The organism is Alteromonas sp. ABH4_452, assembly GCF_056311825.1.
The window spans coordinates 2,079,350-2,091,767 of sequence record NZ_CM149973.1 but is presented as its reverse complement, the minus strand read 5'-3'; the positions used below and the strand labels follow the sequence as shown (position 1 = coordinate 2,091,767).

At 43.1% G+C, this 12,418-nt stretch carries 10 protein-coding genes; 2 read left to right on the top strand and 8 right to left on the bottom strand.

Annotation, left to right across the window (positions count from 1 at the left end):
* Positions 1–6: 6 nt before the first annotated feature.
* The 3 genes from ACYX4N_RS08940 to ACYX4N_RS08930 are packed head-to-tail and all read right to left on the bottom strand — an operon-like array spanning position 7 to position 3,386.
* Positions 7–1,446 (bottom strand): wax ester/triacylglycerol synthase domain-containing protein, encoded by a 1,440-nt coding sequence (locus ACYX4N_RS08940; RefSeq protein ID WP_474805967.1) that lies wholly within the window; start codon positions 1,444–1,446, stop codon positions 7–9.
* A gap of 10 nt (positions 1,447–1,456) precedes the next feature.
* On the bottom strand, positions 1,457–2,122 hold the full coding sequence (locus tag ACYX4N_RS08935; RefSeq protein WP_476056299.1) for a TetR/AcrR family transcriptional regulator: 666 nt from the start codon (positions 2,120–2,122) through the stop codon (positions 1,457–1,459).
* Positions 2,123–2,177: 55 nt separating this feature from the next.
* Positions 2,178–3,386: a DUF445 domain-containing protein gene (locus ACYX4N_RS08930; RefSeq protein ID WP_476056298.1), complete on the bottom strand. Its 1,209-nt coding sequence runs from the start codon at positions 3,384–3,386 to the stop codon at positions 2,178–2,180.
* A 413-nt stretch (positions 3,387–3,799) separates the two neighbouring features.
* Between ACYX4N_RS08930 and ACYX4N_RS08925 the strand changes: the two genes are divergently transcribed.
* Together ACYX4N_RS08925 and ACYX4N_RS08920 are read left to right on the top strand one after the other, a co-directional pair.
* Positions 3,800–5,260 (top strand): DUF3336 domain-containing protein, encoded by a 1,461-nt coding sequence (locus ACYX4N_RS08925; RefSeq protein ID WP_474805962.1) that lies wholly within the window; start codon positions 3,800–3,802, stop codon positions 5,258–5,260.
* A gap of 78 nt (positions 5,261–5,338) precedes the next feature.
* Positions 5,339–6,772 carry a hypothetical protein gene (locus tag ACYX4N_RS08920; protein ID WP_476056297.1) on the top strand — a complete coding sequence of 478 codons (1,434 nt, stop codon included), beginning with the start codon at positions 5,339–5,341 and terminating at the stop codon, positions 6,770–6,772.
* A gap of 78 nt (positions 6,773–6,850) precedes the next feature.
* On the opposite strand, the gene ACYX4N_RS08915 is transcribed toward ACYX4N_RS08920, so the two are convergent.
* The 5 genes from ACYX4N_RS08915 to fadR form a co-directional block, all read right to left on the bottom strand.
* Positions 6,851–7,126 carry a hypothetical protein gene (locus ACYX4N_RS08915; protein WP_476056296.1) on the bottom strand — a complete coding sequence of 92 codons (276 nt, stop codon included), beginning with the start codon at positions 7,124–7,126 and terminating at the stop codon, positions 6,851–6,853.
* A gap of 309 nt (positions 7,127–7,435) precedes the next feature.
* Complete coding sequence (locus tag ACYX4N_RS08910; protein WP_476056295.1) at positions 7,436–8,197, bottom strand: hypothetical protein; 762 nt, start codon at positions 8,195–8,197, stop codon at positions 7,436–7,438.
* Positions 8,198–8,408: 211 nt separating this feature from the next.
* Positions 8,409–8,768, bottom strand: a complete 360-nt coding sequence (locus ACYX4N_RS08905) for a phasin-related domain-containing protein (RefSeq protein WP_025255732.1) — start codon at positions 8,766–8,768, stop codon at positions 8,409–8,411.
* A gap of 215 nt (positions 8,769–8,983) precedes the next feature.
* A complete protein-coding gene (locus ACYX4N_RS08900) occupies positions 8,984–11,161 on the bottom strand; it encodes a S9 family peptidase (RefSeq protein WP_476056294.1) in 2,178 nt (725 codons plus the stop codon).
* A gap of 361 nt (positions 11,162–11,522) precedes the next feature.
* The gene (gene fadR, locus ACYX4N_RS08895; protein ID WP_474805955.1) at positions 11,523–12,233 is read right to left on the bottom strand and encodes a fatty acid metabolism transcriptional regulator FadR; all 711 of its coding nucleotides are present in this window, start codon (positions 12,231–12,233) and stop codon (positions 11,523–11,525) included.
* Positions 12,234–12,418 lie beyond the last annotated feature (185 nt).

Below are 12,418 nucleotides of genomic sequence, written 5' to 3'. Positions count from 1 at the left end.
CGCATACTAGTGATCTGACACAATAGAGACAGGCACGGTATCCACCTGCTCACCAATATCGTCGATGTTTAGCCTTGGATCGTCCACGCTCGCTTCTAGCATGTCGAATGCCTCTTTAACGTAACGCGCTAATGGTTGTAACGACTCGATATTTTTATTGCAGCACACCAACCCAACATTTGCAGTGCCCGCGTAGGTCATAAGCGTAATATTTACCCCTCCGCCTGGCGTCATGGTAGAAATGGGATAGCAGGCCAACAACTCCGCATCTTTTAAATACCTTGTATCTTTGGGGCCGGGTACGTTTGAAATAAGAATATTTGCAATAGGTTTAACCACGCTAGATAGCTTTAACCATTCGAAGACCAGCGCAAGAGATTGAATGGCAATGGTATAGCCACTAAATGCTGCAGGACGCGCATGCTGCGCCGCATTTTTAACGATACGATGGTTCACTACAATTTGACGCAACCTAAGATAGGGGTCGTTTTCACCATGTGCTAACTCCACCGGCACAATAGCTATTTTATTACCTGTGGTTTTTTCACCGGGTTTGCGCAAGTTAATCGGCATATTGGTGAATAAGGCTTTTTTAAATACCTGACCATGATCTTGTAGTAACTTATGTACGCCGATATCAAAGGCGCATAGCAATACCTCGTTTGCGGTAGAGCGCGTGCGCCTTGCTAGCGCTTTCACCCGCTTGAAATCTAAATCCATAGTTGCCACGGCCCTACCCGCTTTCACTTGCCCGGTAAGCACTGTTTTCGTACCAGTGAAAGGAATTGGCATATAATGTGGATTTACTCGCAGCGCTTTCATAAATATGCGGATAAAGATGACAAGCAAATCAAGTGCGGTTTTGAGCGCGTACCCCACGCCCACTAAACGCTTGTAAAAACTCACCGAGTCTCTACGCTTATGGCGAAGCCGCTTTACTGCCCAAACAGGCGTAAACTTTGTTTCGTGAGAGTTAGACACATAACCGGCCTGAAACCAGCGTACCAAAGTCGCACCATCACCATACATATGATGAACGCGAGCATAAATGGCAAATGTTTCGCTATTATCGTCAAAAATAAAATGGTATTGCCACAAAGGTTTGTCAGGGTCTAACCGCGACGCATGTAACCTCGCAACGAAGGCGTCTAGTGCCTCTCGGTTTGTAATATCTGCCACTCGGTGAATTTGCACATGATAGTCCATGTTTAGCTTTTTCACAGGCGCAAACCCGACAGGGTAACCTAGCACCGTTTTCACCGAACAGTTGAACGGAGAAGTAGCCCGAGCAAAGCTTCTTATTTCTTGGAATAACTGAGGCACATATTCAGTACTTTTTGCCCCTTTTGGAATTGCGAGTAGCTGCAAGCAAGCAACATGTTTTGGGTTCTCGTCTGACTCTGTTATCCAAAATGACTTATCTAAGAAACTGAGCGTTTTTGCCATTACTATTCCTTTACGCGAAGTCGAGGGGTGACGGGGTTGAGGCATTTCTCACAAAGTCATGTGAGTGCAGCATCTGTTCTAGCTGAAGCTTTTGTTCATCAGGCAGCGTCAGCCTTGGCAATACACTCACCATCATGAGTGACAGAGCATGATAACGCTGCATTGTGCTATCCATATGACTGTTTAACTCATCAAACTGACAAGACTGGGTAATAATTAAAGATATCAAATCTACTAATAGCGCCCTATCTGCATCTGAGGCAATAAGAATATCTCGCATTGATAGTGACTCAAAAAGAAAGGCTAATTGTTTATTTAAGCTCGATAGTATGTGCTGTCTAGGCCGAACAATGCTCGGGTATTTTTCCGCCAAGTCAGCTGGACTGCGATAGAAAAAGCGAAATACATGAATACTGTCTATGAGCAAATACAGATAATACATAATTTCTTCGGGATGAAGTGTATCGAGCTTTTCTCGATTCAGTATCTTCTGCATTTGTTGTTCATGCATTTTCATCAAGGCACTAACAAGGCTGTCTTTACCTTTAAAATGGTAATAAAGGTTTCCCGGACTAATATCCATCTCAACGGCGATATCGACACTGGTTACCGTGTTTTCGCCGTGCTCGTTAAATAACGTTAGCGCGGTGAGTAGTATTTTCTGCGCGGTTTTCATAGTTCAGTCCGACCCTTTGCCATCCTTGTGCGTTAGTTTTTGCTAATAAGATAACTTACATGAACACCAGATAAAGTTGGGCAACACCAGCTACCATACCCAAAATAGCGCCCGTTACGATGAGTTTCCACTCATCTTGCTGATAAGCTGGGCGCAACACTCCCTCAAATTCTTCAACACTTAGCGCCTGCATGCGTTCACTCAAATCGTGTCCTATTTGCATCGCGTTGTTGGCATAATCAAAGGCATAAAGAAGATATTTGTCAGAATTTTTAAATATTTGACGTACGGCTAGCGCCTTCATTTGATGGTAATTTTCTGACCCAACACCTAGCGCAAAATAAGGTTGCGCGATAGCCACATACCGTTCAATAGCGTCGTTAACATGAAGCTCGATTAGTTCTAAAAGCTGCGCAGAACCAGAACCGTGCAATATAACGTGGGTAATGTTTTTCGGCGTTATCAGCTTTTTTTCAATAATGCTTGAGTAAACTTCTGATACTTCTTTTTGCCGCTTTAAAAACATGCCCTGGATAGTAATAGGCCCCAGTTTTCTCGGGCGTTTGGGTTCGAAAATTATCTTGATGGCAATCCAGTTGGTAGCATAACCCACAAGCAAGCCGCCTAGGGGTAATATCCACCATGCTTGATAGAAATACCAAAGCAGCATGGTTGGTAAGCCGAACAGGAAACCGAAATAAAAGCCAGAACGCACTATAAATGGGAACTCTTTGCTGCCTGCGGTTAAGAAAATCTCATTAACGAGTTCTGGAGTATTAACCAGTTGCTCAACCACCAACTCTTTAATATCCAAAATTTCTGAAACGTTATGCTGAAAGTCGTCCACCATTTTGTGAACCACATTGGGGATGTCGTTTTCGATACGCTGGTAAACTAAATTTTTGCCTTGCACAGGCAAAGCAGCCCAAAGTTGAGGCGCTGATTCGGCCATTACGTCATTGACGACTTTGCGTATAACCTGCCCTAAGCGGCGCTCAATAGCCTTCGTTAGTTCATCTGCATCTAAGCGCTGCGCTAATTCTTCAACACTTAACAATTTGCCTAAAACTAGCTCAACCTCAATCTCTGCCATTTGGCGGCGCTTCGCGGGAATGAGCCCCTGCCATCCAAAGAAGGGCTTAATACCTACGAACTCTATGGGGTAAAACATCATTTTTACCGCCAAATAGTTAGTCAGCCACCCGACGATGGCACTAATTAAAGGAATTGATAGCAGGCTTAGCGTTTGAAAATTCCATTCCATACTACAAAAAAGAGGTCCACATTATTATTTTCACTCTCAGGCTACTGAGTGCTTATGAAATGGTCAATGTAAAAAACAAAATTACTGCTAATTGTTGATTGAAAACAACCCTCTGAAAGTCTAACTATTAAAAGATACCGCCTTGAGTCACGCGCTAAAAGCACAAAGCGGTTAATTAAGAAAAAGGGTTTAGGTAGTGGATTCTAAATTTACGCCATACACTCAATATAGCGTAGAGACCGCTGTTGATGGGCGCAGGCTTACCACATGCTTTTTGGCAAATGCCGATAACTGCGCCACTTAGTAAACAGGGTTCGAAATACGTATCTATCCTTTACTGGTGTTAAACGCACCTGTTCGCTCGTCATATAAGAAAAGGCAACAGTGCTCATCAATTAAAATAGGTAATCGTTATGGCAGTATTCGATTTTCGGTTAAAAAAACTTGAACATGATATTGAACATGCAAGCAGTTACGATGAATATGAAGCCGCGTGCCTAGCGCACGATGCGCTGTCTGGCGCTGACGAGTGGAAAGCAGAAGATGCCAGCGATGACTATGACTACAAGCTTATTCGAAAGCGTGTTCAACGCCTACAGCTTGCTAGAAGCAGAGGCGATTTACATGCTCTGATGTCCATCCTGCACGAAGGGCTACACGGTAATTTGGGTAATATCGCCAACCCTATACTGCTTAGCCAGTGCAAAATTGGCACTAAATACCTTATTGAACAATTTATTGATGAAGTGATATTGGCGCTAGAACAGATCTATAACGCAGATGAACAAGACGTAGACTTCTATGAAAAGCTATCGTTTTTTGATGAAACCGCCCATGCCTTCGGGCGAAGTTGCCTTATGCTGTCAGGTGGCGCAGGCTTAGGTTTTTTTCATGCAGGTGTGGTTAAGTCGTTAAACGAAAAGAATTTATTACCTACCGTAGTGTCTGGCTCAAGTGCAGGGTCGATCATTGCTGCGATGTTAGGCACGCGAACGCACGATCAGTTGCTAGAAGCGCTAAGCGCAGATTTTATATACGAAACCTTCAAACATTGGCGAAGCTTTGCAGGTCTTGGGAAAAAAGGGCTATTTGATAGCTCAGTACTTGAAAATGCACTGATTGAACTGTTCGACCTTACAACCTTTGAAGAAGCCTTTAAGAAGACAGGACGGCACATAACTGTGACGGTATCTCCTGCCGACTTGCATCAGCATTCACGACTGTTAAATGCCAAAACCTCGCCCAATGCTATTATTACCCAAGCGGTACGTGCATCTTGTGCGGTACCCGTTATCTTTAGCCCTGTGCAGCTAAGAGCGAAAACTCCGTCTGGCGAGATAGTTCCTTATATCCCTAACCGACGTTTTGCCGACGGTTCGTTAATGGCTGACCTCCCCTACGAACGGTTAGCTAGGTTATACGGTGTCAATCACAGTATTGTAAGCCAAACAAATCCACTAGCGGTGCCGTTCATTTCATCAAATCGCATTGATCCCAACTCGCTATGGGATATGTCGGCACGTCACATTGGACAACTTGCAAAAACCAATAGTATTTTCGCTATCGATATCATTGAACGTTTAACTGGGAATAAGAGCGCCAAGCTAGCAATTCACAAAGTACGTTCTATTATTGATCAGCAGTATGTAGGCAATATCAATATTTTACCCAAGCGCCAAATAAGGAATTTATCTCAGGTATTGTCTAACCCAACCCGCGAAAGCATTAGCCAGTTAATTGTAAGTGGTGAGCGGGCATCATGGCCGCAACTACATGTTATTAAAAGAAATACCAAAATTAGTGAAAATTTGCGGTATCATTTAGGGCAATTGAAAAAACGTGAGGCAGTAGAGCTTGGGCACGAGGTTAGGTAACCTTTGTGTCGCTTGGCCTGTCCTGAATTGCTTATAGCAAAGTAATAGCAATTCGTAGCATCATTTGAAAGGAAGACGGTGAGCGCACAAAGCCAAAACCCCGATAGCATTTTTACGCAGCAGGTAAAACAACTTATCAACATGATTTATCCTAAAGACTCGGGCTTCGGTTCGGTTTTTGAGGATGCCAGTCATTACTTTTCCCTCACCCCTTCTCTCGAGCAGCATATTGAAGAATTAAAAGCACAGCTTAAACGAATTGAAGGTAATAAGAAGAAAGAATTATTAGCTGAACAGCTTGCCCAACAAATAAAAAATAGCTCAGAAAAACTTGAAGAAGAGCGTTTAGCGAGATTAGAGCGTTTGGACGCCGTAAGCACTAAAATAATCGAGCTTTGCGAAGGCGACAACTGGCAAGAAACACAACAGCTTAGCGCCAAGTTGCTTGGAACAATAATGTTGCTAACACGAGGACCTGAGGGCAATTTCGCTCGTGTGCATATGCGCTTCAAACCGCTTTACAAGGCTGTTTTAACTTTACGTTTGGTAGATAGACTTTTAGAACACGACACTATCGCCCACAGATACTTATCAAAGTATCGTGAAGCCGCCTCTCGCTTTCGCGGAAACCGCTATTGGCGAGACAAATGGAAAACTGAGTTAGGTCGCCCTCTTATCACCGCCGCCCTTCTGCAAGATATTGGTTTACAAAGTCCTGCTGCGCAAACCATATTAAAAGGTGAAAATGGCGACCTAGATGAGTTTCGTTTGTTAGAAGAATCGCAGCGAAAAGACCTGCTGAAGCTAAACTATCACTTCACGTTACGTTACTTATCCGATGGTTTAGGGCAGCCTAACTACGTAGGTAACAATAAAGAAGAAAGAGACCGTTTTAATCAAACTCACAAAGACGCTAACGAATTTTTGCTGAGTTTGGTTAAAGACGCCTTTGTGTCAAAAACCGGTTTGGGCGAGATTGTAAAAATCCCTCAAATTTACGTTTCCATCGTGCTTTCTACTAAGTCAGACTACTCACGAATGAGCCTACCCAAGGGGTATATGCTAATTGAGCAACTTGCGAAAAAAGGCGGCCTAAACAAACAATTAGCACAGGACTTTGTTGAACTGGTGGGCTACTTCCCGCAAGGTTTTGGTGTTACTTATATTCCTGCGAATGAAAAAGGCCAAGAAAAAGATCAATATGAGTGCGCCATAGTGATTGGGCTGAACCCCGCGAACCCTGCAGAGCCTTTATGCAAAGTCGTGACAAGAAACCAAAAATACATCACCAGCGGTGCGCAAGAAGTCATTCCAAAAGGCAGAAACCTGTATTTTCCGGCAAACAGAAAAAAGCTAATGCGCGTGGGCCAAGAAAGGTTAGGCGAAATTATGAGCCAGCTGTCGAGCAATTTTACGCCAGATGCTATTGATGATTTAGTACCAAGCTTTTGGGAACCCTACGATTTCTTCGGTTTTAAAAAGCATCAGAATTTGTGGGCGAAAAATAGTTAATAAGCGATAAGTTTGAAGCATAAAAAAACGCCCATTTAAGGGCGTTTTTGTTGAAACTTATTTATGACCAAAGTGCCGTTATACATCGCGACATGATGAAGTTAGTCGAGGTTCATTCATAATGCCAGCTCGTCGGTAGGTGTTATTATTTTCCGTATTATTGTTAACGGCTCTCATATTATGACGTATCGCAGCAGCATGACAATCCTGTGCATCTTGGTATTGCCTAACGAAAAAGCCCTGTGCGTCATAAAGCGCAACCGCGCCGCTATTTGCTTCTGGCTGTTGCTGTGCCATTTCTGTTGAATCGCATGCCGTTAAAAAAATTACAGACGCTACTAAAAGTATTCTCATGCCATATTCCTTCATTTAATGTTCAGTTAAACAATAGGTTATACAAACAACATCTGCAAGTGTTTATTGAACAATAATCAAACAGCACTACCCAGAAATGAGATCCACTAGTAATTTTGATAACCACCACTGCAAGTATAAATTGTCATTATCGATTACTTTGTTTGTACAAGCCAACCGCCAGAAGCTTCGTATATTCGGTAGGGGGCTGCAAACAGTGCAGCGCCGACACCTCGCTCAGGATCTGTAGTTTTATCCAAACGCGCTTAGTCCTGGGAAACAAAAAAGACATACTTTTAACGAGTCTTTTTACTCGTCGTTCTTAGTGCTTTCAGGCGAACTCGTTGCACTGTTAGTCGTGCTCTTGGCCGGTGTTGCTTTAGTACTAGCTGTTGTTTTACGTGCTGTACTCTTAGCTGCCGTTGACTTTGCCGCAGTGCGCTTAGCTGTTCCGGTAGCGGCCTTTTTAGTCGAACTAGACGATGAAGCGGCCGTTGTAGTGGCAGTTTTTGCTGTACTCGACTTGCGGGTGCCCGTAGTCGTTGATGAAGTCGTGGTCGACTTAACTGAAGCACTTTTAGATGCTGCTCTTTTAGTGGTAGCAGCCTTACTTGCAGTACTTGTTGCTTCTGCTTTTTTAGCCGCTTCTTTTGCAGCTAAAAGGGCTACTTGCTCAACGAGCAAATCCACTTTTGCACTCAACATTTCAAGTTGCTGCTCTTTCTGTTGACGTTTTTGACCACCTGATAATACTGAAAATAACGGCGTTGATGCCACCAGTTTTTGTGCAGTGTCGACTAAAGCGAATGGATTTAGTGTACGTCTAAGTTCACTTTCCACCTCTAGGCCTTTAACCTGCATGGCATTGATGGTTTCGTGTGTATCGTCAATTCTCTGGCTGACCACACCTGCAGCTTGGTCTAGCTTTTCAGATAATAGGTCAGAACCAGCGAAGAGCCATCCAAACAAGGGGGATGATTTCAGAGATGAAGCGTTGCGGCCATTTAGTGTTGTCGTTTTTCTTTCGGCAACAGGCACAAGTTCTGGATTGGGGATATTTTTGTTGCTCATAACGCCTCCAATGCGGAGATTTGTAAGCATGGCAGTGTAAGGGCTATTCACAGCCTAGTCTCAAAGCTTTGCTTAATAGCTTACTTTAAGCTTGAACGCACGGCTTTCACTGCCACTCAGTTGCAATTTTATTAGTACCCTACTTTAGCGAAGTAGTAATCAAAAACTGCATATTGAGCACCGCAAGCGGAGCCCAAAAAAGACTATCGCTTTACTTGCTTGCCGCCAGTTTAGCAACAGCTTCAGTCAAGGCATCGATTTTAGCCGACAGCTCTTCAATACGCTGATCTGCTGGCTCAGAATCAAGACCAAGTTTTTTGCGAACATCAGCCACACGATTTTCCACATCGTTAGTAGTCGATTTAAACTTGCTCTTAGCGTCGTCTTCTAAAGTTTCACCTTTAGTCACTAGCTCATCGAACATTTTGTTCGCTTCTTCGCTTAGTTTCTCGTAACGCCCTTGCGCTTCTTCAACGCTTTTACCATAAGCGCCTAGGCCTGCTAACCAAATTTTACGCGCCATCTCTTCGGCTTCGTTAATTTTGCCTTTAATTGTGTCAGTAGTAGTCATGTTCAGCTCCTATGAATGCTAAATTTGAGTGTGTTTCAACACCATGGCTAAACTGTACGCTTAACAATTAGAATCCGCATACTAAAAACACTAAAAAATAAAAAAGCCCGAAAAGCGTGTGCTTATTCGGGCTTAAATACTGAAGCGCTTGTTCTTTGAAAAGCGAACCAACTTAAGTAATGACTGACGTCAACTTTCCCTAAGAACGCGGCTGCTTACAGCGGTACACCTGCAAGATGCAACACAAAGGCATATTCTAAAGCAGTTGATTCAAAACGCTTAAAGCGTCCCGACGCGCCGCCGTGCCCTGCTTCCATGTCGGTCTTAAACAGAAGCAAGTTATCATCTGTTTTATACTCTCTAAGTTTCGCAACCCACTTCATAGGCTCAAAGTATTGCACTTGAGAATCGTGTAGCCCTGTAGTCACCAGCATGTGTGGATAATCTTTAGCTTCTATTTGATCGTAAGGCGAGTAAGACAGCATATAGTCAAACTCATCTTTATTTGCTGGGTTACCCCATTCGGTATATTCACCTGTGGTCAATGGAATAGTCTCATCGCTCATAGTGGTCACCACATCAACAAACGGCACGTGAGCACTTACGCCTTGGTAAAGCTCAGGAGCCATATTGACAACGGCACCCATTAGTAATCCACCTGCACTGCCGCCCATTGCAAATACGCGGCCTTTATCAGCGTACTGCTTAGCAACTAAGCCTTTTGATACATCAATAAAATCAGTAAATGTATTCATTTTTTGATGCATTTTACCGCTCTCATACCATTCACGCCCTAGCATTTGCCCACCGCGAATATGTGCAATAGCAACAACAAAACCTCTGTCTATCAAAGAGAGCCAGCTGCTTCTAAATGTAGGGTCGATAGTTGCACCATACGAGCCATAGGCATATTGATATAGCGGATTAGAGCCGTCTTTTTTAAACTTATCTTTACGATAAACCAAGGACACTGGAACCATAGCGCCATCTCGCGCCTCAATCATTACTCGCTCTGAGGCGTAAGCTGAAGAATCAAAGGTGTCAGATACATGGGTTTGCTTCATGACTTCACTCTCAAGCGTATCAAGGTTTATATCAATGATAGAGCCTGGCGTAGTCAATGAGCTGTAATAGATTCTAAGCTTATTAGTATCCATTTCAGGGTTGGCATTAAAGTATGCACCGTAAATAGGATCTTGAGTTGGTATAACCTTTTGCTCGTTTGAAGTTAGGTTGTGTACAACTAAGCGCAGCATGCCATTTTCTTTTTCTTTCACAACCAGATGATTTTTCATCACTTCAATACTTTGAAGAAAGACCTCTGGACGATGTGGGACTACTTCTTGCCATTTTGACACGTCACTTGTGGCATCTAATGGCGCCTTCATTACTTTGAAGTTTTTTGCATCAATGTTAGTTAATACGTAATAACCGTCACTTGCTTTTGCTACGCTATACTCCTGGCCATCTTCAATGGGTAAGAATATTTCTGATTGAGATGTAGGGTTATCAGCATCGATCAAAGTCACGCCAGTTTTGTCAGTGTGAGAATGATAAATATAAATGACACTGTCGTCTTTGCTTTTACTGATGTAGGTATAAAACGTAGGGTCGCTTTCTTCGTACACTAAGACATCGTCTTCTTGAGAAGTACCCAGCTTATGGCGATACACTTGATAGCCTAAAAGGGTTTGTGGGTCTTTTTTCACATAAAATAAATGTTCATTGTCGTTAGCCCACACTGCGTTGCCTGACGTGCCCTCAAGCACATCGTCTAGCTTTTCGCCGTTATCCAGGTTTTTAACGTATACGGTATAAATTCGACGACTAAGCGTGTCTTCAGAGTACGCCATAAGCATGTTGTTACTGCTTACCGCGTAACTACCAATACTGAAATAGTCATGTCCTTCAGACATGACATTTGCATCAAGCAACACTTGCGGCTCAGCATCTAGCGAAGGCTTTCTTAGATATACAGGGTACTCGTTCTCTCCTGAATAACGGGTGTAGTACCAGTAGCCGTTATCGAACACAGGTACAGTGGAATCGTCTTTCTCTATACGAGAAACCAGCTCTTCATAAAGTGCTTCACGGTTTTCTTTGAGCGGCGCAAGTACTGCTTCAACATAGCTATTTTCCTGCTCTAGATGCGCCAATATCTCTTCATCTGTGCGTGAATCATCGCGCATCCAGTAATAATTGTCGTTTCTAGTCACTCCATGCGCCGACATCTCATAAGGCTCTTTTTTCGCTATTGGAGCATTTACTTTTGTATTTAACATAACTGATGGAGCTGCCTTGTCTAACTCTTGTTTAACGTTTTCCGTTTTGTTCTCAAGGCTACAGCCTGACATCAGCCCGCCTGCAGCTAGTGCTATCCATATGAATTTCATTATTTTTCCTTTATCTCGCGTTTGATTACGTTTATCCACGCTTTGTGCTTTATCGCTGTTAAAAAGTGTTTCTTCAACACTGTCGTAATTTTGAATTTGTGCGCAAAAAAGCACTTCGCTGTTTTATATAACGAGTATATATAAATGAAAGTGAGGTTCTAGCGTTAATGGCGATTGGATGCGGGTAAGGCGGGGATTAAGTGTTACAAAATATACACGCCTTACAGGCAAACAAACATTGTGCAGATTGCACAAACAAAAACACCGCATAACTCATAGAGAAATGCGGTGTTTAAAATAAAAACGTGTTATCGAATTTTGAACAACGTTTATGCTTCTTTGAACCTAAACGTCACTAACCTTAATCGACTAAATCCTTTGGCATTTCGTCACGAATGGCTTGCCACACCTTACCACTCTCAATACCGTAATTTCTTACCACGACAGGAACCCTGTCGTATTCGCCCTTCTCTGCCGCATCAAGCAGGTCTGCGTAATATTTCATGGCGATGTCTCGTGCCGGTTGATGCGAAAAGAAGTACCCACCTATTCGCGAGTACAGCCCGCGGAAACCATTCATCATCAAAACAAATACGTTGTTGTTAGAGGCAAGCGCTAGATCATGAGTCATCTGATAATCAAATTGCGCAAACGCTAACCCTTCTTGCTCGACATCTTTGTATCTCGCGATAATATCTGCAGACGCTTGAGGGTTGTTTCGAATAGCACCTCGAATGAAAACCGCACTTAAATTAGTGCGCGCAGCAAGCAAATTATCGACAAGCTCAGGAATGCCCTCTTGGTCTAAGCGAGCAAGGGTTTCAAGAATGTTCAGACCGCACGTTTCCCAGAAGTTGTTTACCTTGGTTGGCTTGCCGTGTTGAATGGTCAACCAGCCATCGCGCGCCAAACGCTGTAATACTTCTCGCAAAGTGGTTCGCGTTACACCAATTAACTCAGAAAGCTCTCTCTCTGCAGGCAAAATGGTGCCAGGTGGAAATCTTCCACTCCAAATAGATTCAACAATATATTCTTCGGCGAATCCGGCTGGACTCTGTGCCTTATAAATCATAACTAATCGCCTGCACGTTCTTGTTATTTTGCAACTGATTGTACCAGATGCTGTTTTATTATCACAATGAATTATGCTTCGTCCACTAAAGGTTTTAACAACTTGTTAAAATTTAAGTGTTATTTCAAAAACCATAAAGCAACGCTTGTTTACTTTATGTTCAAAATAGTCAGCATTTTCTATCT

Bases quoted from the DNA above. Each gene is read 5' to 3' on its own strand.
- ACYX4N_RS08940 (WP_474805967.1), bottom strand. From the start codon at position 1,446: ATGGCAAAAACGCTCAGTTTCTTAGATAAGTCATTTTGGATAACAGAG.
- ACYX4N_RS08935 (WP_476056299.1), bottom strand. From the start codon at position 2,122: ATGAAAACCGCGCAGAAAATACTACTCACCGCGCTAACGTTATTTAAC.
- ACYX4N_RS08930 (WP_476056298.1), bottom strand. From the start codon at position 3,386: ATGGAATGGAATTTTCAAACGCTAAGCCTGCTATCAATTCCTTTAATT.
- ACYX4N_RS08925 (WP_474805962.1), top strand. From the start codon at position 3,800: ATGGCAGTATTCGATTTTCGGTTAAAAAAACTTGAACATGATATTGAA.
- ACYX4N_RS08915 (WP_476056296.1), bottom strand. From the start codon at position 7,126: ATGAGAATACTTTTAGTAGCGTCTGTAATTTTTTTAACGGCATGCGAT.
- ACYX4N_RS08910 (WP_476056295.1), bottom strand. From the start codon at position 8,197: ATGAGCAACAAAAATATCCCCAATCCAGAACTTGTGCCTGTTGCCGAA.
- ACYX4N_RS08905 (WP_025255732.1), bottom strand. From the start codon at position 8,768: ATGACTACTACTGACACAATTAAAGGCAAAATTAACGAAGCCGAAGAG.
- ACYX4N_RS08900 (WP_476056294.1), bottom strand. From the start codon at position 11,161: ATGAAATTCATATGGATAGCACTAGCTGCAGGCGGGCTGATGTCAGGC.
- fadR (WP_474805955.1), bottom strand. From the start codon at position 12,233: ATGATTTATAAGGCACAGAGTCCAGCCGGATTCGCCGAAGAATATATT.